This window comes from Streptomyces spiralis, from assembly GCF_014654675.1.
GTDB lineage: Bacteria > Actinomycetota > Actinomycetes > Streptomycetales > Streptomycetaceae > Streptomyces > Streptomyces spiralis.
Window position 1 is genome coordinate 16,255 of record NZ_BNBC01000056.1, and the last position, 26,793, is coordinate 43,047.

At 70.9% G+C, this 26,793-nt stretch carries 18 protein-coding genes and 1 pseudogene; 11 read left to right on the top strand and 8 right to left on the bottom strand.

The window, feature by feature from the left end; translation table 11 throughout:
* Positions 1-5: 5 nt before the first annotated feature.
* From IE318_RS37625 to IE318_RS37650, 6 genes are all read left to right on the top strand, one after another.
* Positions 6-572 (top strand): SCO family protein, encoded by a 567-nt coding sequence (locus IE318_RS37625; protein ID WP_189907416.1) that lies wholly within the window; start codon positions 6-8, stop codon positions 570-572.
* 81 nt (positions 573-653) lie between these two features.
* Entirely contained in the window at positions 654-3,422 is a 2,769-nt protein-coding gene (locus tag IE318_RS37630; protein WP_229904014.1) for a helix-turn-helix transcriptional regulator, read from the top strand.
* Positions 3,423-3,553: 131 nt separating this feature from the next.
* Entirely contained in the window at positions 3,554-4,378 is an 825-nt protein-coding gene (locus IE318_RS37635) for an alpha/beta hydrolase (protein ID WP_189907417.1), read from the top strand.
* 58 nt (positions 4,379-4,436) lie between these two features.
* A complete protein-coding gene (locus IE318_RS37640) occupies positions 4,437-5,714 on the top strand; it encodes an APC family permease (protein WP_189907418.1) in 1,278 nt (425 codons plus the stop codon).
* Between the two features lie 43 nt (positions 5,715-5,757).
* Entirely contained in the window at positions 5,758-6,594 is an 837-nt protein-coding gene (locus IE318_RS37645) for an alpha/beta fold hydrolase (protein ID WP_189907419.1), read from the top strand.
* A gap of 90 nt (positions 6,595-6,684) precedes the next feature.
* On the top strand, positions 6,685-7,122 hold the full coding sequence (locus IE318_RS37650) for a universal stress protein (RefSeq protein ID WP_189907420.1): 438 nt from the start codon (positions 6,685-6,687) through the stop codon (positions 7,120-7,122).
* Between the two features lie 82 nt (positions 7,123-7,204).
* On the opposite strand, the gene IE318_RS37655 is transcribed toward IE318_RS37650, so the two are convergent.
* From IE318_RS37655 to IE318_RS37670, 4 genes and pseudogenes are all read right to left on the bottom strand, one after another.
* Positions 7,205-7,465 carry a type B 50S ribosomal protein L31 gene (locus IE318_RS37655; protein ID WP_189907421.1) on the bottom strand — a complete coding sequence of 87 codons (261 nt, stop codon included), beginning with the start codon at positions 7,463-7,465 and terminating at the stop codon, positions 7,205-7,207.
* Positions 7,466-7,557: 92 nt separating this feature from the next.
* Positions 7,558-9,438 carry a Na+/H+ antiporter NhaA gene (gene nhaA / locus IE318_RS37660; protein ID WP_189907422.1) on the bottom strand — a complete coding sequence of 627 codons (1,881 nt, stop codon included), beginning with the start codon at positions 9,436-9,438 and terminating at the stop codon, positions 7,558-7,560.
* Positions 9,439-9,448: 10 nt separating this feature from the next.
* Positions 9,449-9,805, bottom strand: a complete 357-nt coding sequence (locus IE318_RS37665) for an SgcJ/EcaC family oxidoreductase (RefSeq protein ID WP_189907423.1) — start codon at positions 9,803-9,805, stop codon at positions 9,449-9,451.
* Between the two features lie 111 nt (positions 9,806-9,916).
* Positions 9,917-10,937, bottom strand: a pseudogene (locus IE318_RS37670) (alcohol dehydrogenase catalytic domain-containing protein).
* A gap of 145 nt (positions 10,938-11,082) precedes the next feature.
* Between IE318_RS37670 and IE318_RS37675 the strand changes: the two are divergent.
* Complete coding sequence (locus IE318_RS37675; protein WP_189907424.1) at positions 11,083-11,544, top strand: SsgA family sporulation/cell division regulator; 462 nt, start codon at positions 11,083-11,085, stop codon at positions 11,542-11,544.
* 41 nt (positions 11,545-11,585) lie between these two features.
* Here IE318_RS37675 and IE318_RS37680 read toward each other — a convergent pair whose 3' ends face one another.
* Together IE318_RS37680 and IE318_RS37685 are read right to left on the bottom strand one after the other, a co-directional pair.
* Positions 11,586-13,049: a dihydrolipoyl dehydrogenase family protein gene (locus IE318_RS37680; protein WP_189907425.1), complete on the bottom strand. Its 1,464-nt coding sequence runs from the start codon at positions 13,047-13,049 to the stop codon at positions 11,586-11,588.
* 324 nt (positions 13,050-13,373) lie between these two features.
* Positions 13,374-14,207 (bottom strand): helix-turn-helix transcriptional regulator, encoded by an 834-nt coding sequence (locus IE318_RS37685; RefSeq protein WP_229904015.1) that lies wholly within the window; start codon positions 14,205-14,207, stop codon positions 13,374-13,376.
* A gap of 138 nt (positions 14,208-14,345) precedes the next feature.
* Here IE318_RS37685 and IE318_RS37690 point away from each other — a divergent pair, with 138 nt between their 5' ends.
* Together IE318_RS37690 and IE318_RS37695 are read left to right on the top strand one after the other, a co-directional pair.
* Complete coding sequence (locus IE318_RS37690) at positions 14,346-15,446, top strand: NAD(P)H-dependent flavin oxidoreductase (protein ID WP_189907426.1); 1,101 nt, start codon at positions 14,346-14,348, stop codon at positions 15,444-15,446.
* 109 nt (positions 15,447-15,555) lie between these two features.
* Positions 15,556-16,425 (top strand): alpha/beta fold hydrolase, encoded by an 870-nt coding sequence (locus tag IE318_RS37695; protein ID WP_189907427.1) that lies wholly within the window; start codon positions 15,556-15,558, stop codon positions 16,423-16,425.
* Between the two features lie 34 nt (positions 16,426-16,459).
* On the opposite strand, the gene IE318_RS37700 is transcribed toward IE318_RS37695, so the two are convergent.
* Together IE318_RS37700 and IE318_RS37705 are read right to left on the bottom strand one after the other, a co-directional pair.
* On the bottom strand, positions 16,460-19,309 hold the full coding sequence (locus IE318_RS37700) for an ATP-binding protein (RefSeq protein ID WP_189907428.1): 2,850 nt from the start codon (positions 19,307-19,309) through the stop codon (positions 16,460-16,462).
* 72 nt (positions 19,310-19,381) lie between these two features.
* Positions 19,382-22,213, bottom strand: a complete 2,832-nt coding sequence (locus IE318_RS37705) for a helix-turn-helix transcriptional regulator (RefSeq protein ID WP_189907429.1) — start codon at positions 22,211-22,213, stop codon at positions 19,382-19,384.
* 665 nt (positions 22,214-22,878) lie between these two features.
* Between IE318_RS37705 and IE318_RS37710 the strand changes: the two genes are divergently transcribed.
* Both IE318_RS37710 and IE318_RS37715 read left to right on the top strand, forming a co-directional pair.
* On the top strand, positions 22,879-23,742 hold the full coding sequence (locus tag IE318_RS37710) for an aldo/keto reductase (protein WP_189907430.1): 864 nt from the start codon (positions 22,879-22,881) through the stop codon (positions 23,740-23,742).
* 93 nt (positions 23,743-23,835) lie between these two features.
* Entirely contained in the window at positions 23,836-26,736 is a 2,901-nt protein-coding gene (locus tag IE318_RS37715; RefSeq protein WP_189907431.1) for an AAA family ATPase, read from the top strand.
* The last annotated feature ends 57 nt before the right edge of the window (positions 26,737-26,793 follow it).

Here is a 26,793-nt window from a genome sequence, read left to right on the forward strand (position 1 = left end):
CCATCATGACCACTCCTGTCAGCACCCAGCCGCAGGGCCGCTTCTCGCTCATCGACCACCACGGCCGCCGCGTCACCGACGAGGACTTCCGCGGCAAGTTCCTCATGGTCTTCTTCGGCTTCACGCACTGCCGCCAGATCTGCCCGGCCGTGCTGCGGCGCAACACGGAGGCACTCGACCTACTCGGGCAGGCGGCCCGGCGGATCCGCCCGCTCTACGTCAGCGTCGACCCGGAACGGGACACTCCAGAGGTGATGCGGGCCTTCCTCACGTCGTCCTACCCGCACCACACGGGGCTGACGGGCACTCCCTCCGAGGTCGAGGCCGCCAAGGCCGCCTACCGCGTCTTCGCCCGGCGGGGCTCCGACCTGGACGAGTACGACGTGCCGCACACCTCGTTCACGTACCTGATGGGTCCCGACGGGACGTACCTCGCGCACTACCCGGACACGCTGTCGCCGGACGAGCTGGCGGCCCGCGTCCGAGGCCGACTGGCCACGCCCGGTGCGCCGTCCGGCCCGGTCGCGGCGACGGCTTCCACCGCGTCGTCGCGCGGTCGCTGCTGCGGCTGACAGGCCTGCACGGCCGATCGCACGGTTTCTCCCGGCTTGGCTTAAAGTGCCGCTGTAGCTGTGGAGATGAAGTGAGGGCGCGTGAGCGAGCAGCAGGACCGGATCATCGGACGCGACGTGGAGCGGGCGCGGATCGCGGCGTTCACCGAGGCCCCCGACGGGCGGGCGCTCGTTCTGCGCGGAGAGGCCGGCGTCGGCAAGAGCGCGCTTCTCGACGAGGTGACGGAGCGGGCGTCCGGGGCCGGTTACCGCGTGGTACGGGCGCTGGGCGTCGAGACCGAGTCGGGGCTGCCGTTCGCCGGTCTCCACCAGCTGCTGCACCCTCTGCTTCCACGTGACGCCTCTTTGGACCACGACCACCGGTCCGCGCTGGACGTGGTCTTCGGCAAGGCGTCCGGGGCCGCCCCCTCGGTCATGGCCCTCGGGATCGCCGTGCTCGACCTCCTGGCCCTCGCTGCCTCGGAGGAGCCGCTGCTGTTGGTGATCGACGACGGGCACTGGTTCGACGGGCCCAGCGCCGAGGTGTGCGCGTTCGTGGCAAGACGGTTGTCCGGGTACCACGTCAAGGTCCTGGTGGGGCTGCGCGCGGACACGGAGTCCGCGTTCGACGCGGCGGGTCTGCCCGAAGTACTGCTCGAGCCGCTGACGGAGGAGGCCTCGTGCCGGCTCCTCGACCAGCGATACCCGGGGCTGACCGACGAGATCCGCAGGATCGTGCTGGACAATGCGGACGGCAATCCGCTCGCCCTGATGGAGCTCCCGCAGACCGTGACACCCGGCGTGGCCAGCACTCTCGTCGAGGACCTGGGGGGCCGGCAGGGCATCCCGCTGAGCCGCCGACTGGAGCGCATGTACGCCCGCCGGGTGCACGACCTGGCGCCGGCCGAACGCGCCGAGCTGGTCCGCGGCGCCCTGGACGGCATCGAGGCGGGTTCGGTGCCCCGGCGGGTCACTGGTGCCCGTTACCGGATGCGGCAGGTGGACGGCGCGATGGCCCAGGGCCTGCTGACCGTCGACCCGTCGACGGGGGACTTCACCTTCCGGCATCCGCTGGTCCGCTCCGCCCTCGTGCAGCTGGCGACGCCGAACGAGCGCCGGGCCGCCCATGCCGCCTTGGCCGAGCTGCACCGGGGGGACATCGAACGGCGTGCCGTACATCTCGCGGCCGCCACCATCGACCCGGAAACGGAGGTGGCGGACGTTTTGGAGCGTGCCGCGCACTCGGCGACGCGCAGGGGTGGTGCGGCGACGGCCGTCGCGTGGCTGACGCGTGCCGCGGAACTGAGCGTGACCGCGGCCGACCGGTCCCGGCGCCTGGGCGACGCGGCGTTCATCGCCGGCCAGTCTGCCCTGCTCGACCAGGCGGAGCGCCTGGTCGACGAGTCCGGGCAGGTGTCCGGGGAGTCCGAGAACATCGGGGCGGTGATCACCTCGGCCTACGTCGCCCTGTACAAGGACGGAGACGTGCGGTCGACCCACCGGCGCGTGGTGTCGGCCGTCGAGGAGGCCCGGCGCTCCGGGGCGGACGCCGAGACCGTCACGCGGCTGCTCAACGTGCTCCTTGCCATCAGCCAGTTCTCCGCCGATCCGGCCGTCTGGTCGCGTACCGACGCCGCCATCGACTCCATGGGGGACGCCGCGGACCCGCTCACGCTGGTCTACCGGGATTCCTGGGGTGACGTGGTCCGCCGGGGCACCACCGTGCGCGAGCGCCTGGACGAGGCGTTCGCGCGCATGGCGGGCGGCGAACCGTGGGACGTGATGCGGCTGGCGGTGTCGGCCTTCTACGTGGACGCGCTGGGCGACTTCCGCCCCTACCTCCAGCGCATGGTCGAACGGGAGAAGGACGCCGGCGCGGTCACCAACGTCATGACCATGCTGCACCTGGTCATGCTCGACCAGATCAACTCAGGCGCCTGGGACGAGGCCGAGGCCAGCGGCCGGCGTGGGTTGGAGCTGACCACCTCCCACGGCTACGAGCTGTTCGCCCACCAGTTCCGCGCGTTCCTCGGTCTCGTGGCCGCCTGCCGGGGCCAACTCGAGCGGGCCCGGGAGCTGCAGTCGGCGATCGATGCCTGGGCCCGACCGCGTGGCGTCGGATTCCTGACCCAGTACGCCGAGTCGATCGGGGCACTGACCGCCCTGAGCGCGGGTGACTACGAGGCGGCCTACATCTATGCCTCCGGCATCACGGTGCCAGGCCAGTTCACGCCGTACTCCCAGCAGGCGACGCGCACTCTGCTCGACCTGGTCGAGGCCGCGCTGCACACAGGACGGAGCGACCAGGCCCGGAGCCACGCCCTCGCGGCCCGCGACGCACACCTGTCCGCCATCTCGCCACGGCTCGGTCTGCTCACCACCGCTGCCCTGGCCATGACCGGGGACGACACCGAGGCCGAGGAGCTGTTCGCACGGGCCGTCGCCCACCCTGCCGGGCCCTCCTTCCCCTTCGATCTGGCGCGCATCCAGCTGGCCTACGGTATGTGGCTGCGCCGCGCACGCCGGCCGAAGGCGTCCCGCGAGGCCTTCACGCGCGCGGCCGACATATTCGAGCGCCTCGGCGCCTCGGCGTGGGAGCAGCGCGCGAAGCTGGAGCTGCGGGCCGCGGGCCTGCCCGTCCGCAAGTCCGGCGGTGGAGTCGCCGCTCTCACCGCGCAGGAACGGCAGATCGCCGAGCTGGCGGCCGGGGGCATGAGCAACAAGGAGATCGGGGCGAAGCTGTTCCTCTCCCCGCGGACCGTGGGCGCCCATCTGTACAAGATCTTCCCGAAGCTCGGCATCACCTCACGTGCCTCGCTGCGGGACGCACTCGCTCGGGAGGGCGAGGGGGAGGATGGGGCCGATCGCTGATCCGACCAATCGACGCCCTAGACCGGCGACTTAAGTCGTTAGACAGATTCGGCGGCCATGACTGTCGGACGAACCTTGAGACGTCGCCGGGCCCCGCCCCCGCGGAGCCCGAAAGCCTCAAGGAGAGCATCATGGCCACGAACCGCACCCCCGTCGTCTTCATCCACGGCCTTTGGCTGCACGCGTCCTCATGGCGTCCCTGGATGGAGCTGTTCGCCTCCCAGGGGTTCGAGCCGGTAGCCCCGGGCTGGCCGGGCGAGGCCCCGACCGTGGAGGAGGCACGCCGACAGCCCGAGGCGGTCGCCGGATTCGGCATCGACGACGTGACCGACCACTACGCCGACATCATCCGCGGCTTCGACCGGGAGCCCGTGATCGTGGGCCACTCCTTCGGCGGCCTGATCACACAGAAGCTGCTCGGCATGGGTCTGGGTCGCGCGGGCGTCGCCATCGACCCGGCGCAGATCAAGGGTGTCAAGCCTCTCCCCTTCGCGCAGCTACGGTCTGGCTTCCCGGTCCTCGGCAGCCCGGGCAACAAGAAGAAGGCCGTCTCGCTCACCGCCAAGCAGTTCCGCTACGGGTTCGGCAACGCGATCTCCCAGGACGAGTCCGACCAGCTGTTCGAGAAGTGGACGATCCCGTCCCCGGGACGTCCGCTCTTCGAGGCCGCGTTCGCGAACTTCGCGAAGAACTCGCCGGCGGCCGTGAACACCGGCAACGCGACGCGGGGCCCGCTGCTGCTGGTCTCCGGCCAGGAGGACCACACCGTCCCGGACGTGGTGACGCGGGCCGCCTACAAGCTGTACGGCGACTCGACCGCGGTGACCGACCTCAAGCAGTTCGCCGACCGCGGCCACTCGCTGACCATCGACGGCGGCTGGCCCGCGGTCGCCGACTACACGCTGGGCTGGCTGGCCCGCCAGGGTGTCCAGACCCGTACAGAGCTCGCCGGCTGACCATCGTCCCCGGACACCGTCGCCGTACGGTGTCCCGTCCTGGAAAGGACCAGCGGCGATGACCCGCAGCGGCACGACCAAGGTTCAGGGGCTCGGCGTTCTCCGCGGCACCGCGCTGTACGTCGCAGCGATTGTCGGGCCCGGCATCCTCACCCTCCCGGCGATTGCCGCCCACAACGCCGGCCCCGCGTCCCTGCTGGCGCTGGCCGCCCTGTTGCTCATCTCCGTCCCCATCGCCTTCACGTTCGTCGCCATCGAACGGACCTCGCCCGGCGCGGGCGGTGTCGCCGCCTACGCGACGCGTGCCTTCGGCGAGACGGCCGGACGGATCGTGGGGTACTGGTTCTACCTCGGCGTCCCGATCGGCGTGCCCGCACTGGGACTGATCGGCGGCGGCTATCTCGCCGACGCGACGGGTGGCGGCAAGGCCACCGCCGTGGCGACCGCGACCGCCGTCGTCCTCGTCGCCATCGGCGCGAACCTGGGCCTCCGGGCCGGATCGGGGAGGCTGACTCCGTTACTGACCGCCCTGCTCGTCGCCCTCATCGTGGTCACCGCGGCGGTCGCACTTCCCCACGGTGACAGCACCCGTCTCACGCCCTTCGCTCCGCGCGGCTGGACCGCGATCGGCTCGGCGGCGCTCGTACTCACCTGGGTCCTGACCGGCTGGGAGGCCGTCAGCAACTTCACCGGCCGGCTGCGCGACGCCCGGCGCACTCTTCCCCGGGTCACCTCCTGGGCGCTCCTCACGGTCGCGCTGCTGTACGCGGCGGTGGCCGTGCCCGAGATCCTCGTGCTCGGCCCGTTCGCGGGATCGTCCGACGCACCCGTCACCGACATGCTGTCCGTCGCCGCCGGCCAGGGCACGGCGGCGGTCGCCGCGGCGCTGGCGGTGGTGATCGCCCTCAACAACGCCATCGCCTACGTGGCGAGCCTGCGCGACCTCGGAACCGCCCTGCACCAGGACTCGCCCGCCCCCGGGAAAGCACGGTCCCACGTCCTGGCCTGGCCCTCCCTCATCATGCTCGGCGGCCTTGCCGCCGCCGCCCTCACCTCTCTGGGCACCGAGGAACTGGTCGCCATCTGTGTGGGCTCCCAGATCCCCGTATACGTCTTCGGCCTCGCGGCGGGCCTGCGGCTGTTCACCCGCTTCAGCTCGTCCTGGTGGCTCGCCCTGGTCTCCACGGCCGCGGTCGCGAGCCTGCTCGTCCCCGCCGGTGTCCACCTCCTGGTGCCCGCTGCCATCGCCGTCGGCGTCCTCGTCCGCCGGGGCCGCCACGGCCGGCCCACCGGCTCACCCCCCTCCCCGGATCCCGTCGCGCGGATCACCGCCTAGCTGTATTGGCATGAAGCGCAGTACACGACGAAAGGAAAGCCCCATGCCGTTCATCACGGTCGGCCAGGAGAACTCGACCAGCATCGACCTCTACTACGAGGACCAGGGCACCGGCCGGCCCGTCGTGCTCGTCCACGGTTACCCGCTGGACGGACACTCCTGGGAGAAGCAGACCGCCGTCCTCCTGGACGCCGGATACCGAGTGATCACCTACGACCGGCGTGGCTTCGGCCGGTCGAGCCAGCCGACCAGCGGCTACGACTACGACACCTTCGCCGCCGATCTGAACACCGTCATGGAGACGCTCGACCTGCACGGCGCGGTCCTCGTCGGCTTCTCCATGGGCACCGGTGAGGTGGCACGGTATGTGAGCACGTACGGCTCGTCCCGCGTGGCCAAGGTGGCCTTCCTCGCCTCCCTGGAGCCCTACCTGCTGAAGACCGACGACAACCCGACGGGTGCGGCGCCCATCGAGTTCTTTGAGGGCATCGTCGACATGGTGAAGGCGGACAGGTACGCCTACTACACGGCGTTCTACAAGGACTTCTACAACCTCGACGAGACGCTCGGCTCGCGGATCAGCGAGGAAGCCGTCCGCAACAGTTGGAACGTCTCGGCCGGCGGCGGCTCCCACGCCGCGGCAGCCGCGCCTATGACCTGGTTCACGGACTTCCGCGAGGACCTGCCCAAGATCGAGGTTCCGGCGCTGATCCTGCACGGCACGGCCGACCGCATCCTTCCGATCGACTCGACCGGCCGGCCGTTCCACAAGGCGCTGCCCTCCGCCGACTACGTCGAGGTCGAAGGGGCTCCGCACGGCCTGCTGTGGACCCACGCCGACGAGGTGAACAAGGCCCTTCTCGACTTCCTCCGCAAGTAGTCCCCACAGTCCCCAGGGGCGGCACCGTCACTCCCCCGTCGGGTGCCGCCCCTGGTCCTTCCGTACACGTGTATCCCGAAGGGAACCCCCATGTTCCGCAGTATCCTCGTCGCCGTCGACCCGAGTCCCGTTCGCCATTCCGTCATCCACACAGCCAGGGAGATGGCCCGTCTGACCGGCGCCGAGGTCCACGTCGTGCACATCGCCGCCACCGCGATCGCCTGGGACACCGTCGTACGCGTCGAGGAGGATCCGGAGGCCCGGGAGGTCCTGGAAGAGGCGCTCACCGCGCTGAGGGAGGCGGGGGTCAAGGCCGACGGCGAGCTGATGCACGCGGCGACCGAGCAGATCCCGGGCGCGATCGCCCAGGCGGCGCGGCAGTACCAGGCGGACCTGCTGGTCCTCGGTCCTCACCACCGCGGCACGCTGGCCGCCTTCTTCAATCCGCGTGTCAGCGACGCCGTGGCCCACGCCAGCCGCGTGGCGGTGCTCCTCGCGCCGGAAGCACCGGACACGGACGAGGACTGACACAGGTACTTCCCCCACCGCACAGGAGGCCCGGCACCGCGCGTTCGCGGTGCCGGGCCGACGTGTGTGTAGGGGAGGGCCGTCAGTGCCGGACGGGAGCGGTGCGGCCGTAGCGCCGCTCGAAGCGCTCCACCCGGCCCGCGGTGTCCACGACCCGCGAGGTGCCGGTGTAGAACGGGTGGCTCGCCGACGAAATCTCCACGTCGACGACCGGGTACGTGGTGCCGTCCTCCCATTCGACAGTGTGCTCGGCGTCGACGGTGGAGCGGGTCAGCAACTGGAAGCCTGCCGCGCGGTCGCGGAAGACGACGGGGCGGGAGACGGGGTGGATGCCGGACCTCATGAGATGTCCCTCCTCCGAGTCGAGTGACTCGGTCATGTCAGACGCCCATTCCAACAACGCCGTCCGGCGCCGCATTCCCGTTGGTGACGGCCTCAGCGAGCACCGACCGCCGCCCGCTCCCGGGCCGCGCGCACGGCTGCCGACAGGCTGCCGATGTCGTACGCGCCCTGATGCCGGCGCCCGTTCACGAAGAACGTGGGCGTGCCCGCGACACCGCTGAGGTCCGCCGATTCCACGTCCTCGGCGATCCGCGCCGAGCCCCGATGCGACAGCAGGTCCCGGCCGAAGCGTTCGGTGTCCAGCCCGATGCGCACGGCGTACTGCCGGAGGTGGTCCAGGCGCAGCGCGCCCTGATGGCTCAGCAGCAGGTCGTGCATGTCCCAGTAGCGGCCCTGCGAGGCCGCCGCCTCGGCGGCCTCGGCCGCCAGCTGGGCATGTACGTGGACGTCCGTGAGCGGCAGGTGCCGCCACACGTAGCGCACGTCGCCGAAGTCGCCGAGCAGCTCGCGGACGACCGGTTCGGCCTGTCCGCAGTACGGGCATTCGTAGTCCCCGTACTCCACGACCGTCACCGGCGCGTGCCGGGGCCCGCGGACGTGGTCGCGGTCGGGATCGACCGGGACGACCAGATCGATGATCGTCTCGGCGTCGCCAAGCAGCGCCCGCTGCCGCAGGCGGCGCGGCAGTGCCGTGACGACGCCGGTGACGAGCCGGCTGGTCAGGAAGGTGCCGGCGAGCGCGCTCAGAATGCCGATCTTGGCCTCTGCCAGCTGGGCGCCGTCGAAGGCAAGCGTCGCGATGAGCAGGGAGACGGTGAAGCCCGTACCGGCGAGGGCGCCGCCCGCGGTGACGGCTCCCCAGCCGACCGGCGGGCGGACTCGGCCGCGGCTGAGCGTGTACGTCAGGGCGGACGCGCCGACGATGCCCAGCGGTTTGCCGAGGACGAAGGCGAGGAGGATGCCGAGCGTAACCGGCGAGGTGAAGGCCTGTCCCAACTGATCGGCGTCCAGCCGGATGCCTGTGTTGGCCAGGGCGAAGAGCGGTACCACAAGGTAGCTCGTCCACGGGTGGAAGAGGCCCTGGAGACGGTCGTTCGGCGAGAGGGCGGACGCGAGGCCGGAACGCACCGAGCGTTCCAGTTCGGGGGTCGGCTGCTCGCGGAACAACCGGAACAGGCCGGTGGCGTGTTCGAGGTCTTCGCGGGCGGCGGGATAGGCGTACGTGAGCAGCCCCATGGCGAGGCCGATGACCACGGGATCGACGCCCGACTTCAGCAGCGCGGTCCATCCCACCAGGGCCAGCAGGGCGTACACCACACCCCGGCGCACCCCGAGCGCGCGGACCAGCAGGACGACGCCGAAGACCGCCGCCGCGACCAGCAAGGCCCGCACGTCGACCCGCTCGCTGTAGGCGACGGCGATGACACCCAGGGCGAGGAAGTCGTCGACCACCGTGACGGTGAGGATGAAGATCCGCAACCCGCTCGGCAGCCGGCGGCCGAGGACGGCGAGCATGCCCAGGGCGAAGGCGGTGTCGGTGGACATCGCCGCACCCCAGCCCCGCGCGGTGGCCTCGCCCGCGTTAACGGCCAGGTAGAGGGCGACGGGCACCACCATGCCACTGACCCCGGCGACTAGCGGCAGGGCCAGACGCCGGCGGTCGCGCAGCTCGCCCATGTCGAACTCGCGGCGTGCTTCCAGCCCGACGACGAAGAAGAACAGTGCCATCAGTCCGCTGTTGACCCACTCGCGCAGCGGAAGGGACAGACCGTGCGCGCCGATCCCGACGGACAGGTGCGTCTCCCAGAACGACGCGTACGCACCGGGGGCCGTGTTGGCCCACAGGAGCGCGGCGAGCGCCGCCGTCACAAGGACGGCGGCGCTGCCGGTCTCGGTCCGCAGGAAGTCGCGCAGCGGCGACCGGGAGTCGTCGCAGGCGCTCTGGCCGGTGTAGTCGCCGGGTGGAAATGCCATGTTCAGCCGCTCACTGGACGAACGAGACGTGGTACTGCCGGATGCGCCACGTCCCGGCGTCGGTCACGGCGACCATGGACAGGTGGACCCGCGCGGCCCAGCCCGTGGGGTCGGAGAACGTCACGTCGGCGAAGCCGGCCACGGCGCCGGGAGCCGCCTCGTACTCGTGCAGGATCCGGAACTCCGTCGAGCGGTTGTCGGGCACGGCCTCGTAGTAGCCCTTGACCGCTTCCCGTCCCTCCAGGACGTCCGGCCCGAAACCCTGGAACAGGGCGTCCTGGGTGAACAGGGCGGCCATGTCGTCGGTGTGGTGCCCGTCGAAGGCCTTCTTCCAGTCGTTCAGCAGCTGCGTGAGTACGGAGCTCATCTCTACCTCGCGTCGAGTGTCGTAAGTCGGGTCCGCTGCCGCTTGCGCAACAGCGGGCCCGGGTGGTTCATTCCGGAGGCAGGGGGACCTTCCACCCCCGCCGTGGTTCGGTCACAGGCCGGTCGTCAGCACCATGCGGAAACGGGCCGCACCGGAGAGCATGCGGGCGAAGGCGTCGTTGACCTCGTTCCAGCGGCACGGTCTCGATCATCGGCCGGACGCCGGTGCGCGCGCTGAAGGCCATGGTGTCTTCCACCTCCGCCGCTGTGGCCGAGGGGTGACCGCTCACCGACTGGCTGCCGGTGATGAGCTGAAGCGGCTTCACCTCGACGGCGTCGTCGGCCACTCCGATGACGACGAGTTCGCCGCGCGGCGCCAGACCGTCGATCGTCGCCGTCATGGCGGCCGAACTCGCCGCCGTCCCGAGGACGACCTTGGCTCCGCCGAGCTCCTTGAGCGCCTGGGCGGGGTCGGCCGCCGAGCTGTCGATGTAGTGGTCGGCGCCCAGTTGCCGGGCAAGGGTCTCCTTCTCCTTGCCGCGGGCGATCGCCACGGTCTCGAAGCCCATCTTGGCGGCGTACTGGACGCCGAGGTGCCCGAGACCGCCGACACCGAGGACGGCGACGAGGTCGCCGGCCCGGGCGACACTGTTGCGAAGACCCATGAACGCCGTGACACCGGCGCAACCCAGGGGAGCCGCGTAGGCCGCGTCGAGTCCGTCGGGGATGCGGGCCAGCGCCTCGGCGGGGGCCACCATGTGGGTGGCGTAGCCACCATCGTACGCCCAGCCCGGCACCTTGAGATTGAAGCAGCTGATGAAGTCGCCCTGCCGGCAGGGGCGGCAGTGACCGCACTGTCCGCCGAACCAGCCGACCTCGACGCGGTCACCCGAGGCCCAGTCCGTCACCCCCTCCCCCACCGCGTCGATGCGCCCGGCCACTTCGTGCCCGGTGACAAGGGGGAACTTCATCCCCGGGAAGGGTGTCTGCACGAACACGGCATCCGTGTGACACACCCCCGATGCCTCGACGACGATGCGTACGTGTCCTGGTCCCGGCTCCGGAATTTCCCTCTCGACCACGTCGAATTTCCCGCCCGGTTCGGCGACTTGGGCCACTCGCATGACTGACATCTTCTTTCCCTTCTTGTTGTTGCCGGCTCTTGTCGTTGCCGACCGTTCCGCTCGAGGCACTGCATCCCAGTCGTTCGACCGATGCCTGCTCGTTCTCGTCACCGCACCATGAGTGATGTCCGCCGGACAGGGAGGGAGTAATCACATGACCGACGACCGACCGGACCGCCGCCGCGAGAGTGCGATGGCAGAAACGGTTCCGGAACTTCTCACGGACCTTCGCAGGCTGTTCGCCCGAGGCAGCCGCGAGACGCTCAGGTGCCGTTTCCGTTACAGCCTCGGCGACCCGTACGCGGTGGCCATCGACCTCATTCTCGAAAACGGCCTCTCCATCACCTGGGTGGTTTCACGGGACCTGCTGTCGGCCGGGACCAGGGGCCCGGCCGGGGAAGGCGACTTCAAGGTGTGGCCGTCGTGCAGGCACCACAGCCGGCGGCCCTGTGTCTACTTCAGCCTCGACCGCCCGGAGGGTCATGTCGCTTTCGAGGCAGGCCTGTCCGAGATACGGCAGTGGCTCGACCGGACCTACGATCTGGTGCCCGCGGGCCGCGAGAGCGAGCTGCTCGACTGGGACGCGCTCGCCGACAGTCTCCTGGGCCGAGGGTGAGGCCTGCCGGCCCGCGGACCCGGGCCGGCAGACGCCAAGGGCTACAGGCCGTACTCCTCCAGCAGCCGCAGCCAGATCTCGCTCGCGGTGGGGAACGAGGGGACGGCGTGCCACAGCCTTTCCAGCGGCACCTCCCCCACCACCGCGACCGTGCCGGCGTGAATGAGTTCCCCCACGCCGGGGCCCACCAAGGTGCACCCCGCCACGACCCCCGCCTCCTCGTCCACCACCATCTTGGCGTGCCCGCGGTAGCCGTCGGCCGACAGCGAGGCCCCGGCGACCTGCCCGAGCGGATACTCGACCGCGCGTACGCGCAGTCCCCGTTCCCGCGCGCGCCGCTCCGTGAGGCCAACCATGGCCAACTCGGGACGGGTGAACAGCACCTGTGGCACGGCGACGGCGTCGGCGGTCGCCGACCATCGTCCGTAACGCTCCGGTGCCGGCTCGGTCCCCTCGGCCCGCGCGACGATGGCCGCCGCACAGGCTCGTGCCTGGTACTTGCCCATGTGTGTGAGGGTGGCCCGGTGGTTGACATCTCCGACGGCGTAGAACCAGCCGTCCGGAACGCCCGTCACGCGGCACGTGTCGTCGACGTCCAGCCACTCCCCTGAGCGCAGACCGAACTCCTCCAGGCCCAGGCCGTCCGTGCGGGCGCGGCGGCCAGTGGCCACCAGCATCTCGTCGCTCGTGAGGACGGAGCCGTCGGACAGCGTGAGGCGCACGGTCCCGTCCGCTTGCCGGGCCGCGCGCCGCACACCGGTGTTCGTGCGCACGTCCACGCCGTCCGACCGGAGTCCCTCCGCGGCCGCGTCTCGGGCGAACGGTTCCCAGGACGACAGCAGGTGCGGTCCTCGGGCCAGCAGAGTGACGTCACTGCCCAGAGCGCTCCAGGCGGCGGCCAGCTCGGACCCGACGGCGCCGCCGCCGATGACCGCGAGGCGCCTGGGGACGACCGTGGCGGCGGTGGCCTCACGGTTCGTCCACGCACCGACCTCGTCGATGCCCTCGATGGCCGGCAGGCTCGCCGCCGACCCGGTGGCCACCACAACCGCGTGGCGGGCGATGACCACCTGAGGTCCCCTTTCCAGCGCGTCGATCGTCACCTGCCGTTCGCCGGTCACACGGGCCCAGCCGCGCAGCAGGTCGACACCGGCGGACTTCAGCCAGTCCACCTGCCCGTCGTCCTGCCATCCGTTCACGAAGCGGTCACGTCGGGCGAGAGTGGCCACCGCGTCGAGCCGATCGGTGGTCGCCTGCCGCGCTCCGTCGACCGACCGTGCCGTCTCCAGGGCCGTGGGCGGCCTCAGCATCGCCTTGCTCGGGATGCATGCCCAGTACGAACATTCGCCACCGACGAGTTCTCCCTCGACGATCAGGGCGTTCAGGCCGGCCTGGACGACGCGGGCCGCCACGTTCTCGCCGACCGGTCCCGCGCCGATGACCACGACGTCGTACGTGCCGGGCGGCCCGGACGGGACCGAAGCTGAGGGGGTCAGCCTGTTCATGGCTTCTCTTTCCGCTGCGCGAGGCGAGCACGGCAGCTGAGGGCTGGCGGGCGGTGCCCCGCTTGCGCGGGACAGCTGGTCCGGTGGCCCGGCCCGGCTCGTGGCCAGGGGCCGGGCCACCTCGGCAGGGCCGGGGCCCATCGACCGGGATGACGATCGGTTCCCATCGGCGGACGCTCGTCTCTCCCCCGAGCCGAGCCGCGTGGCCGAAGGGGAGAGGAAGGCGAGCGAGCGTCACCAGAGGTGAGCGGCGACCGCCCCTGCCGCTTCGAGACTCCCGCACCGCCGGGGCGTCCGGCATCTGTCAAAAGACTGTCGCCCCGCTCACGCCCGGTTTGTCTTCTGCAGGATTTCCAGTGCCTCACGGGACGGAGAATCGGATTCCGCCGTGTAAACGACCAGACTCTGACCTGAATCGGTTAGCTGCATGACTTCCTCGCCGAGTTCCAGTCGCCCCACCAGCGGATGCCAGTACGTCCGGGAATCGGTGAGGCATTCGCTGACCGGTCGCGCGGCCCACAGATCAGCGAAATAACGATTCTTCAAGGTCAGCTCACCGATCAACGCGCTCAACCTGGCGTCATCCGGATTCCGGCCGGCCACAAGGTTCAGATAAGCCACCGTGTCCCGCGCTTTTTCGCTCCAGTCCGCGAACAGATCAAGGAAGTGCGGATCGAGGAAGACCAGACGGGCGAGGTTCGGTCGTATTCTTGGCGTGTCGACGGACCGGAAGTCCAGGTGCGCCGCCAAGAAGGCGTGCCCCAGCGGGTTCCAGGCCAGGATGTCCAGGTTGCGCCCGAGGACGATCGCGGGGGTGGAGCAGAGGCTGTCCAGCACGACGCGGATGCCGTCACGGACCCGCTCCGGGGGCGTGGCGCGCACCCGCTTGGGCTCCGGCCGCGCGAGTGTGCGCAGGTGGCGGCGCTCGTCCTGGTCGAGCCGGAGGGCGTCGGCCAGTGCGTCGAGGACCGCGTCGGAGGCGTTCCCGCTGACTCCCTGTTCCAGGCGCGTGTAGTACGCCAGGCTGACCCCCGCCAGCATCGCTATCTCCTCCCGCCGCAGTCCGCTCACCCGGCGCCGCCCGCCAGCGTGAAGTCCGACGTCTTCCGGCCGGAGCGATGCCCGGCGGGAACGCAAGAACTCTCCCAGTGCAGCCACGAAAGCGAGTATGCCGCCACGCCGACCGGTTTGCGTGACTCTGTTTCTGGTAGGAGCGGGACTCCTACCTTGCCATGCGGTACCGGAGCAGTCGAATGACTGATGCGAACCCGCCCCGCTGACCGATAGACGAATTCCATGAGTGCACATCAGCGAGCCGGAGACAGTAATCGCCTGCGCAGTCTGCTGGGCATCGAGCATCCGGTGATCCAGGGGCCCTTCGGCGGTGGCCTGTCGTCCGTCGAACTCGCGGCGGTGGTGTCAGAAGCCGGTGGACTGGGGTCCTACGGGGCGAATATCACGCCCCCGGACGACATCCCGGAACTCGTGCGGCAGCTGCGGGCAACGACGGACCGGCCCTTCGCGGTCAACCTGTGGGTTCCGCTGCCCGGCGAAAAGGACGCACGGCTCACCGACGACGAGTTCGCGGCACACGTCCAGCGCCTGCAGCCCTACTTCGAGCGGCTCGGCGTGGCACCGCCCGAGCGCCTGCCGGCCACCCCCGACTTCCACGACCAGGCCGAGGCCCTGCTGGCGGCCCGGCCTCCGGTGATCAGCTTCGTCATGGGGGTACCCCCGCGGGATGTGCTTGACGAGGCGAACCGCCTGGGAATCGTCACGATGGGAACCGCCACGACGGTCGAGGAGGCACAAGCCCTCGACGAAGCCGGTCTCGACGCGATCGTCGCCTCGGGCAGCGATGGTGGCGGACACCGCGGCTCGTTCCTGCGCCCCGTGCGGGAGTCGTTGGTCGGCACGTTCTCGCTCGTACCGCAGGTCGCGGACGCGGTCTCCGTTCCCGTGGTGGCCGCCGGCGGGATCGCCGACGGCAGGGGCGCGGCGGCTGCGCTGACGCTCGCCGCCGACGGCGTTCAGATCGGCACCGCGTTCCTGGCGACGGACGAGTCGGGCGCCAGCGCCGTGCACAAGGAGGTGCTGCATTCGCCGGCGGCTCGTACAACGATGCTCACCCGGCTGTTCTCCGGCCGCCACGCCCGCGCCATACCCAACAGGCTGATGCGCGAGATGGAACCGTACGAGGACACGGTGCCCGCCTATCCGGCGCAGAACGCGCTGATGCTTCCGATCCGGCGCGCGTCGGGTGCCCAGGGGCTGCCCGACTACGTGAACCTGTGGGCGGGCCAGGCAGCCCCCCTCGTCCCGGCGGGAACAGCCGCCCGGTATCTGAAGACGCTACTGGCCGAGATGACGGAGATCCTGGGACAGCGAACCGTTTGAGGGCACCCTCGCGGAACGGCACGGTCAAATGACAGATGTCGATGGCCATCCGCGCCGCCTAACGTCGGTCACATCCCACCCATCACTATCCGCATCTGGGAGATCAGCCATGGCTCCGGTCGTGCACCACCGCACCGTCGAGATCGACGGACTGAACGTCTTCTACCGGGAAGCCGGGCCGAGCGAGGCACCGGTCGTGCTGCTGCTGCACGGCTTCCCGACCAGCTCGCACATGTTCCGCAACCTCATCCCCGCGCTGGCCGACCGCTACCACGTGATCGCCCCCGACCACATCGGCTTCGGCCAGTCGTCGATGCCGGCGCTCGGTGAATTCCCGTACACCTTCGACGCCCTGGCCGACGTCACGGAGTCCTTCCTGGCGCAGGTGGGTGTCGACAAGTTCGCCATGTACGTGCAGGACTACGGTGCCCCCATCGGCTGGCGCCTGGCCCTGCGCAAGCCGGACCGCGTGACGGCGGTCATCACACAGAACGGGAACGCCTACGAGGACGGCTTCGTGCGGGCGTTCTGGGACGGCCTGTTCGCCTACGCCGAGGCACAGGGTCCGGACACCGAGCCCACCGTCCGCGGCGCCCTCACGCTGGACAGCACCCGCTGGCAGTACGAGAACGGCGTCGCCGACCCGAGCCTGGTCAGCCCCGACACCTGGACTCACGACCAGGCGCTGCTGGACCGCCCCGGCAACGACGAGATCCAGCTCCAGCTCTTCCGTGACTACCCGACCAACGTGGACCTGTATCCGAAGGTGCACGAGTACTTCCGCAGCAGCCAGGTGCCGCTGCTAGCCGTGTGGGGCCAGGGCGACGAGATCTTCGGCCCGGACGGCGCCCGCGCTTTCCAGCGTGACCTGCCCGAGGCCGAGATCCACCTTCTGGAGTCGGGGCACTTCGCCCTGGAGAGCCACCTCGACGCCATCACCGGTTACATCCGTGGCTTCCTGGGCCGCGTTCTCAAGTGACCGGTTCACCGTCCGAGGGCGCCGCCGGGCCTGCTCATCGGCCGACGCCCCCGGGCGGCTGAGCCGCCTCGTGTTCGGCGAGTACCCGGGCCAGTTCGACGCGCGAGTTGATGCCCAGTTTGGTGAACGCGTGGCGCAGGTGGGAGCTGACGGTGTGCGGGGAGAGGAAGAGCGCCTCCGCGACGGCCCGGTTGGTCGCGCCCTGGGAAATGAGGCGGACGACCTTCAGTTCCGCCGGGGTGAGACCCAGCCGCGTCTCACCCTCCGTCGGACCGCGCCGGACGCCCAGCTCCCTGAGCCGGTGACGCACACGGTCGACGTCACGATCGGCGCCCGCGCCCGTGAAGAGTTCCAGGGCCCGGTCGAGATGGGTCACGGCCCCGGCGTCCTGCCGCGACGCCAGGACCCGTCCGAGGTCCTCCAGCGCCGCCGCGTGTGCCAGCCGACGCGAGCTGCCTTCGTACAGCTCGACCGCCCGTCGCAGCAGCGGCAGATCGTCCGTGATCAGCCCGCGGGCGTGCGCTGCTGCCGCCGACAGGGCGGGGAAGGTGGGGTTGGCCGCGGCCCGGCGCTCGGCGGTGCGGGCTGCGGCCTCTGCCCTGTCCGTGAGGCCGGCGCGCAGGACGATCCGCACGTACAGCGGCTCGTCCATCGGGTCCTCCGGGCTGGCCAGCGAGGGCCCCAGCCGGTCGAAGAAGCGGGCCGCCTGTCCGGTGCACCGTGCCACAGCGTCAGGATCCCCGTCGAAGTCGGCCACGAGTGCGCCGAGCCAGGAGCCGATGAGCTGCATCAGCACGGCGTCGTCCTCCATCATGCGCCGCGCGTGCTCCGCAGCCTCCCTCAGACCCGCCTGGTCCCCTCGGTGCCAGGCCACTCGGCCCAGGGTGTACTGGGAGGTCGCGTCGGCGTAGTTCCCCGGGCCCAGTTCGTCGACCATGGACAGGACTGCTTCCGCCTCGGCCTGGGCCTCGGAGAGCCGCCCGGCGTCCAGGAGCAGCCGGCAGCGGCCCATCAACCACAGGCGGGTCAGGGACGCCTCGCCGTTCTTCAGCGCCTGCCGGAGGTTGTCGTCGACAAGTTCGATCGCACGGTCGGCCTCCCCGACGGCGCTGAGCACCATGCTGCGCCAGGGGTGGGGCAGCCAGAGCGCCTCCGCCCCGTTCAGACGCCCGGTCACCTCAACGGACTCCTCGATGAGTTCCAGCGCCCCCGGCATGTCGAAGTGGAAGAAGCGTACGACGGAGTCGATGGACAGCACAGTCACCTCGGCAGCGAGGTCCTCGGCCTCGTGGGCCGCTGACAGGGCGGGCTGGAGCGTGCGCTCCGCCTCCTCCAGCTCCCCCGAGTTGGCAAGGACCAGGCAGAGCACCGCCAGCAGCCGTGCTCGTATCGGTGCCGAGAGGCCCGGCAGGTCCAGGCCGGCCCGGCACTGACGTACGGCTTCGGCGAAGGAATGCTGGCTGGAGACCATCGCCAGCCCGAGGCGGACTCGCCCCTCGGCTTCCGGATCCAGCAGCCCCTCCAGCGCGCTGTCCCCGAGCGCACGCGCTTCGGCCGCCCGCCCGCTCAGCCACAGCAGGCTGATGGTCTCCGCGATCAGGGGACCGCGATCGGCAGCGTCCTCGCCGGTCAGAGCCAGTGCGGCGCGGCTCATCTCGGCGGCCGAGGAGGGCGAACCGGTGGTGAGTTCGGCCGCCGCCTGCCGCAGTACGGAGACCGCCCACCGATCGCCGGGCTCCGCGCCCTCCGCCACCATCGCGGCGACTTCGGTCGCGGGTACGCCGTGGCGGAGCTGGAGTTCGGCCGCCCTGCGCAGCAGCGCGCGACGGACCGCCGTGGGCAGGCTCGCCTCCACTGCCTCGCGGATGAGGTCATGCCGGAACGCGATCTGCCGGTGGTCGCCCATCATAAGATCGGTCTCCAGTGCCTCCCTCACGACCGGTTCGAGGTCGGCGGGGCGCCGGCTCATCAGCTCGGCCAACTGGCCGATGGGGAACTCTCGGCCCAGCGCTGCCGTGATCTGGATCAGTTCCCGGGCCGTGGCCGAGACATGCTGCAGCCGTTGCTCGACCGAGTCACGGAACCGCAGCGGCATCCGTCCCGTGACCAGCCGGGCCCTGCCGCCGTCGACAACGATCGCCCCCTCCTCCTGGAGACCGCGCACCAGTTCCACCAAGAGCAGTGGACGCCCCTCGGCGCGTTCTGCCGCCTCCAGCACGTCCGCCCCGGCGGTTGCCTCCAGGAGGTCCTCGACGACTTCCGCGACAGCCGTGAGCTCCAGGGGCGGAACGGTCACGGTCTTCGCTCCTCCTCCTCTGAGCCGATCGAATGTGTCCTGCACGTGCGCGGCGCCGCCGGCCCGCGTCGCCAGCAGCCACATGACGGCATGGCTGGAGAGCCGTCCGGGCAGCGTGCGCAGGGCGGCGAGCGTGGCCTCGTCGCACCATTGCACGTCGTCGATCGCGATGAGGAGCGGGTGTTCGAGCGCGGAGCGCTCCAGCTGGTTCTGGACCTCCTGCAGTATCCAGAATCGCTGGTCGGCACCCGACGCGATGGAACGCAGGGCGCCTCGGTCCAGTACGGGCCATTCGGAGGCCAGCAGGGCGTCCAGCAGGGGGGCCATCGTCACGAACTGGCCATCCGGATCACCGCCACCACGGAAGACACGGATCCCGTCCTTCCGGGCGAGTGCGCAGGCCTCGGCCAGCAGACGGGTCTTTCCGGAGCCCGGACTGCCCTCCAGAACGATCACTTCACCACCGTGAAACCCCTTCACACGGTGCAGGGATGCCCGGATCTGGGACAGCTCACGGTCCCGGCCCCGGATGCGCGTGTCCGACGCCCAACTCCACCCTGATTCCTCGCCCCCGCGAAACTCGCGCACTGACCCTGCCTCTCCACCCCGGAGAGGTCATGCTAACCAGCGGGTTCCAGCCACGCAGCCGGGGAATGGCTTCTACGGGGCGATACCGCCGTCCGCCTCCTGGCTCAGAATGATCCCGACCAGTTCGACCCGGGAGCTGATGCCCAGCTTCTTGAAGGACCTGCGTATGTACGTACTGACGGTATGGGGAGACAGGAAGAGCTTCTCGGCCACTTCTCGGTTGGTCGCGCCCTCCGCGACGAGACGCGCCACGCGCCGCTCCCCCGGCGAGAGGCTGTTCCAGCCGCTCATCCGGCGCCGCCCCCGGGAAGCCGAGGCCGCCGGTCCCGTCCCGGCGGGCCGGAGCCGGCGACGGACCCGGGCGGCATCCCACTCCGCGCCCACCTCTTCGTACACGCGCAGAGCCTGTTCCAGGTGTTCGGTGCCCGCCTGCCGTCCACCGTCCCGCAGCAGCGCCCGACCGGCGTCCTCGTGCGCGGAGGCGACGGCGAGGCACCGCCCGCTGCCCTGGTACAGCTCAGTGGCGTGTACGAGGAACGCGGCGTCCTCGTGCAGCAGGCCCCTGGTGTGCGCGGCTGCCGCCGTGAGAGCGGGGAAACCGGGGCTCAGCTCGGCCCGCCGCTGCGCGACGTCCGCCACCTCGGCCGCCCGCTCCAGGTCGCCGGCCCGCAACGCGATGCGTACGAATGCCGCCTGGTCGACCGGGTCGAAGGGGACGGAGCAGCGGGGATGAACGGTGTCGAACAGTTCGGTCGACCTGGGCATCAGCTCCAGGGCACGCTTGCTGTCGCCCTCCCATTCCGCGATCTGGGCCGCGAGCCAGGTACCGATCCGCTGGATGAAGGCCGACTCGTTCTCGATCATGAGCGCGGCCTCGCGCGCCGCCTTCCGGACAGCCCTGCGGTCGCCGTGGTGCACCGCCACGACACCGAGGACGTAGCGGACCGTGGCGTCGGCGAAGTTGCCAGGGCCGAGTTCCTCCGCCATCGCCTCCGCGCCCTCGGTCTCGGCCCGGGCTTCCTCCAGCCGTCCGTCCTCCAGATAGGCCCGCGCCCTCATCATCGACCAGAAGTACAGGGTCGCGGCCTGCCCGAAACGCTTGGCCAGGCGGATACCTGCGTTCGCCGCCTCCACGGAAGCCGCGGAGTCCCCCGAGCAGCTGTCGAGGTGCATCCGCCACACCAGCGGCCCGTAGGGCAGCTCGGCCGGGTCGGCGCGGTCCGCCAGGACCGTGGCCCGGTCGATCAGCTCATAGGCGCGCCGCCAGTCAGCGCGCATGAAGGCGACGATGGACCGGGAAGTGAGCGCCACCGCCTGGGCGGCCGCCTGCCCCGCGGCCTGCCCGAGGACAAAGGCCTGTTCCGCCACCTCTTCCGCCTCGTCCAGCGTGCCGCCGCGGGTCAGGTTCAGGGCCAGGGAGCCCAGTGAGAGTGCCCTCAGACCCGGCGGCGCCGACTGGACCGCCACGCCCAGTCGTCCCTGGCGGATGGCCTCCGTGAAGGAGTGCTGGCTGGCCAGGCCTGTCAGCTCCAGGCGCAGCCGTGCCTCGGTCTCCGGGGCGAGACTGTCCAGTTCTACGAAAGCCGATTCGGCCAGGGCCGAGGCGCGCACGGCGTCCCCTCCGTGCCACAGCAGCGACACCGTCTCCGCCACCAGCGCGGGCCGGCCGTCGTCGTCCTCGGGCAGCAGCTGCAAGGCCTGGGAACTCAGCTCGGCCGCCGCCGCCGGCGCCCGGAACGCCAGCTCGGCGGCTGCCTGGCGCAGCAGCAGTACGGCGTCGCGGTCTCCCGGCTCACTGCTCTCCGAGAGCAGCACCGCGACGTCCGCGACCGGTACGCCTCGCGCCAGTCGCAGGTCGACCGCTCGTCGCTGGAGACGCCGACGGCGGGCCGGGGGGAGCCCGTTCGCTACGGCTTCCCGGATGAGGTCGTGCGGGAAGGCCAGCCACCCGTCCTGGTCGACCAGCAGCTCCGCCGCGAGTGCCTCCTGCACCGGCCGCACCAGCGCGCCCGGCGGCAGGTCCAGCAGGTCGGCGATCAGCTCCGCCGACAACGTGCGACCGAGTACGGAGGCGACCTGGACCACTTCCCGCGCATCCGCGGGGAGCTGTGACAGACGGCGCCGGACGGACGCCTGGAAGCGTTCGGGGACACCCTCCGCGGTCAGAGTCACCCGACCGGCGCGGACCGCGACCGCGCCTTCGTCCCGGAGCCCTTCGAACAGTTCTCGCAGCAGCAGCGGTCTGCCCTCGGCCTGCGCCGCGACGTCCAGCAGCTCGGGACCGGGCTCGCCGCCGAGGACGTCCCGGGCGATGCCCTTCACCGCGTCGGCGCCCAGCGGCCCGAGCCGTACGCGCTCGGCACCCGTCCGGGTCAGTCTGGCCACGGTGGTGCGTACCGGTCCCTCCGCGGCCGAGCCGCGTACCGCGAGCAGCCACACGATGGGGTAGGCGGCCAGCCGCTCGGGCAGGTTCCGCAACGCCAGCAAGGTGGTCTCGTCGCACCACTGGACGTCGTCGACGGTGACCAGCAGCGGGGCGGCGAGGGCCGCCAGCTCCAGCCGTTCCTGGATCTCCTGCAGGATCCAGTAGACCTGGTTGGGCAGCTCGGCCAGCTCGGTCAGAACCCGTACGTCCAGCAACGGATCGTTCTCGGACGCGAATGCACGCAGGACCGGACGCAGAGGCACGGCCTGCCCCTCGGGGTCTCCACCGCCGGCGAAGATCCGCACGGCCCGGTTCTCGGCCAGCGCGTGGGCCTCTTCGAGGAGACGTGTCTTGCCGGAGCCCGGGGCACCCTCGAAGACCACCGCGCCGCCCTGGCCTCGGCATGCCGCGTCCAGAGCGGCGGACAGGAGGGCTCGCTCCCGGTCACGGCCGTGCAGACGCGAGGGAGGTCTGGACATGTCCGTTCGGGCGCGCCCCACGCCGTCGCGGCTTCCCGCACCCCCGCGTATCGCGCCCTGACCCGTCTCCCGACTCATCTGCAGTCCACCCTCGGCGTCGTTCGTCACAGATGATGCCACGGCCGGAGCCCCGACGCCGCCGCCTGCGACGAGAGGTGACCGCGCTCGCTCGGCCGCGCGGCCACCGGCCCTAGAGGACGAGAGCCGACGGATCAGGTTCCGGAGCTCCGCCCGCGTCAGCCTCTCCGGCACAGCTCCTGCCATCACAGGTGCCGAACCGTCAGCCGACTGGCAGGGAAAGGGCAGGTCAAAGCCGGTTTGCGGCGGCATGGGCTTCTCTTTCGACTACAACCGCTCCAGGCGCGCCGAAGCGGCACGAGCGGCCGACCCTGGGCAGTGACCAAACTCCGAGAGTATTTGCACTAGCAAATCCCACAAGGTTGGCCAGATCGCGGACAGTGGATCGGGGGAGGCGTCGGGCGCCTCACGGACGACGTATGCCGAGTCTGCTCCAAGCACCCAACGCGCCGCTTCTGCCAACCAACCTGACTTAGCACTGTCAGGTCGGGACGGACGATGCGTCGAATGACCGATGACGCCCCGTACGCCCGCTTCTACGTTCCCCGAGGCAGGCACCGCGCGACGGCCCGTTCCCTGGAGGCACCATGATCACTACGAGTCCCGAGATCATCCTCAACAACGGCATCCGTATGCCGGCGCTCGGTCTGGGCGTCTACCGCAGCAGCCCCGAGGAAACCCGGTCGGCCGTCCTCATGGCGCTGCAGAAGGGATATCGCCTCATCGACACAGCGGCGGCATACGGCAACGAGAGGGAGGTCGGCGAAGCCCTCCGCCGCTCCGGTCTGCACCGCGGCGAGGTCTTCGTCACCACCAAGCTCTGGGTCACCGACTACGGCTACCGCAACGCGTTGCGGGCCTTCGAGCAGAGCCGCAGACGACTCCGCCTGGACTACGTGGACCTCTACTTGCTGCACTGGCCCGTCGCATCCGACCTCGCGGCGACGGTCGCCTCCTACCGGGCGGCGGAGACACTGCTCGCCGAGGGCCGGGTACGCGCCATCGGGGTCAGCAACCACGCCCCTGAGCAACTGGCCCACCTCATGGCCCGGACCAAGATCGTGCCCTCGGTCAACCAGGTCGAGCTACATCCCTTCTTCGTGCAGCGGGACGTGCGGGCGTTCGACGCCCGGCACGGCATTGTCACGCAGTCGTGGTCGCCGATCGGCGGTGTCGACCGCTATGCCGCCGAGAGTCCCCGGGCCGCACGGAACCTGCTGGCGCACCCCGTCATCCGCGACCTCGCGCAGCGACACGGCAAGACCCCCGCGCAGGTGGTCCTGCGCTGGCACCTGGAGCACGGATTGGCGGTGATCCCCAAGTCCGTGCACGCCGCACGCATCGCGGAGAACTTCGAAGTGTTCGACTTCACGCTCACACCCCAGGAGGTGGCCGCACTGGACGCCCTCGACACCGGCGTGCGAGGCGGACCGGACCCGCACTGGCTCTGAGGCCTGCCGCCGGTGCGTGGCCGGCGGCATAGTCTGATCGGCGACGGTCCGAGGGGACGGCCGCGAACAACCGGCACGAGAAGGGGCTGGGCAGTGAGCGTGGGCACCGGTACGCCGAGGCTGTGGGGTCGGGAAGAGGCGTTGACGGCGATCGACGAACTGGCCAAGGAAATCACAGCCGTTGACGCACCCGCCGGCCACACCGGTCCCGAGGGACACGCAGTCCGCCGAACACTCCTGATGGTAGGCGAGCCGGGGATCGGCAAGACGTCGGTGCTCGAGGCCGCGGGACGGCGGGTGCGGGAGGCCGGAGGCCGGGCCCGGTGGGTGGTGGGGCACCCAGAGGAGGCCGCCATCGCGTTCAGCGGCCTGGACGCGCTACTTCACCCGCTGACCAGGAGCCTGGACGAGGCGGACACCGCCGACCGGGAGCTGATCCGCGGCGCCGTCCAGGGCGGGCAGAAGCAGGCCGGCGGTGTCCTCTCCCTCGCCGGGGCCGTGGTCCGGCTGTGGTCCCGCTGGGCGGAGGAGGGGCCGCTGCTGATCCTCGCCGACGACCTGCAGTGGCTCGACCAGTCGACCCAGGACCTGCTGGCCACGTGCGCCCGCCGGCTGGACGGCGAACCCGTCGGCCTCGTCCTCGCCGCACGCCCGACCGCACTGCCCACGTCCTGGGAACGCCAGGCAATCACGGTCCGGCTGGACCACCTCGACGATGTGCAGGCCGGCCGACTCCTCGACTCGCTACCCACTCCCCCCGAGGGACGGCTGCGACGACAGGTGCTCCGCCAGGCGGGCGGCAACCCGCTCGGCCTGGCGGAACTGGCGCGCTCCGCGGCCCGCGACGCGCGGGAGACCGGAGCGGCCGGAGTCGATCTCCCGCTCACCGACCGGCTGGAGAACCTCTTCGCCCGGGACTTGGCGTCACTGACCCCCACTGCCCGCCGCCTGGTGCTGGTCGCGGCGGTCGCGGACCTGCCGGACACCGCGGCACTCGCGGAGATCCTGGGAGACGTGCTCCAGCCGGACCCGGACGAGCCCGCCGAGTTGGAGGGTGGTGGGCCCGCCGACGAATCTCCGGTCTCCGAACGGTCCACCGGCGCCGCCGTGTTCGCCGGGCGTACCCGCGTCCTCGACGTGGCGGAGGAGGCGTGGGCACGCGCCGAAGAAGCCGGGCTGCTGGTGCTGCGGGGCGGCACCGTGGCGTTCCGCCACTCTCTTGTCCGTTCGGCGGTCCTCGCCGCGTTCCCCTTCGACGAGCGCGCCCGCGTCCATCGCCTGGTCGCCTCCGCTCCCGGTCTCGACGCGGACCGCCGGGCATGGCACCTGGCGGCGGCCACCGTGACGCCTGACGAAGAGGTGGCGGCCGCCCTGGAGTCGACGGCCGACCGTGCGCGGCTCCGGGGCGGCTACGCGGCGGCGGCCATGACCCTGGAACGCGCGGCACAGCTCAGCCCCCGTACCGAGGACCGAGTACGGCGTCTCAACGCGGCGGCGCAATCCGCCATGTTCGGCGGGCACCCCAGGTGGGTGGCGGACCTCACGGCCGCCGTCGCCTCCCTGTCCGACGACGAGGAGGCCCGCGCCGAGGCCCACGTGCACGCCGGCTGGGCGCTGACCGTCACCAGCCGGCACGACGAGGCCATGGACCGTCTGCTGAAGGCCGCCGACGCCTGGGCGGACTCGGACCCGGGACGGTGCCTCGAGGCCCTCGGCACCGCGGCAACCGTCGTGTACAACAGCGGTGACCTGCGCTACCGGACGACCCTGTTGCGGCGCTATCGCGCGCTGCCCCCGCACGAGCCGAACGCAGAATCGGCCTGGATCCTGGCCAGTTGCGATCCCCATGACGGCCGCGCGGAAGCGCTGCGGCACCTTCGGCACGCGGCTTCCGCGGAGACGGTCGAGTTCAGGGCCTGGGGGCCGCTGGGGGCCGCCGCCTGGGCGCTCGACGAGACCGATGCCGCGGTCCAGTACTACGCGACGCTCCTGGAGCTGTTCCGCCAGGCGCCCACCGCCGGCGGCAACGCGACCGTGGCGAGCGCCAACGCCATCGCCCAGTTCGAGGCCGGCCGCTGGTCCGCCGCTCTGAGCGACCTTGCCGAGGCGGAGCGTGCCGCTTCGGCCGGCGGACTCGAACTGGCCATGGTCAGCACCCCTTTGCTCAACGCCGCCCTTGCGGCCGTGCGGGGTGACGCGCAACGGGCCGTCTCGGTGCTCACGGAGGGCACTCGCGACTTCGACCTGCGAGGCACCCTCACCTTCGAGGTGCGAGCCCGGCAGGCCCGTGCGCTGGCCGCGCTGGCCCAAGGCGACCATCAGGTGGCCTACTTCCACCTGAGTCGGCTGTTCCACCCGGACGGCCGGCCCGTCCACTTCCACAGTTCCTTTCACGGTCTGGCCGATCTGGCCTCCAGCGCCCGCCGCACCGGCCGCACGGAAGAGGCGCGTACGGTCGTGGAAGGTGCCGTCGCGCAACTTCCCGCGGACCTGTCACCGCGGCTGCAGCTGATCGTTCAGCGGGCCCGCGGCGTACTCGAAGAGGACCCGGCGCGGGCGGAGGAACTGCTCCGGGCGGCAGCCTTCACTTCCGGCGCGGAGCGCTGGCCGTTCGAACGCGCCCTGTCGCTGGCCGAGCTCGGCGAGTGGCTGCGCCGACGGCACCGCAACGCGGATGCCCGTGCCTCGCTGACCGAAGCTCTGGAGCTGTTCCAGGGACTGGGCGCGGTTCCGTGGGCCACCCGCGCCTCGGCGGAACTGCGCGCCGCGGGCGTGGACCGACCCGACGCACCGCGTCGCGACGCGACGATGGAACTGACCTCGCAGCAGCTGGTCATCGTCAAGCTGGCCGCCCGGGGGCTCACCAACCGGGAGATCGGAGAGCGGCTGTTCCTGTCCCCTCGCACAGTCGGCTTCCACCTCAACCGGGCGTTCCCCAAGCTGGGTGTCACCTCCCGCTTCCAGTTGCGGGACCTGATGTCCTCGCCCGAGTGATACGCGAGCGCAGTCGAATGACCGATGCCGCGGCAGACCGCTCTCCTTACCGTGGAT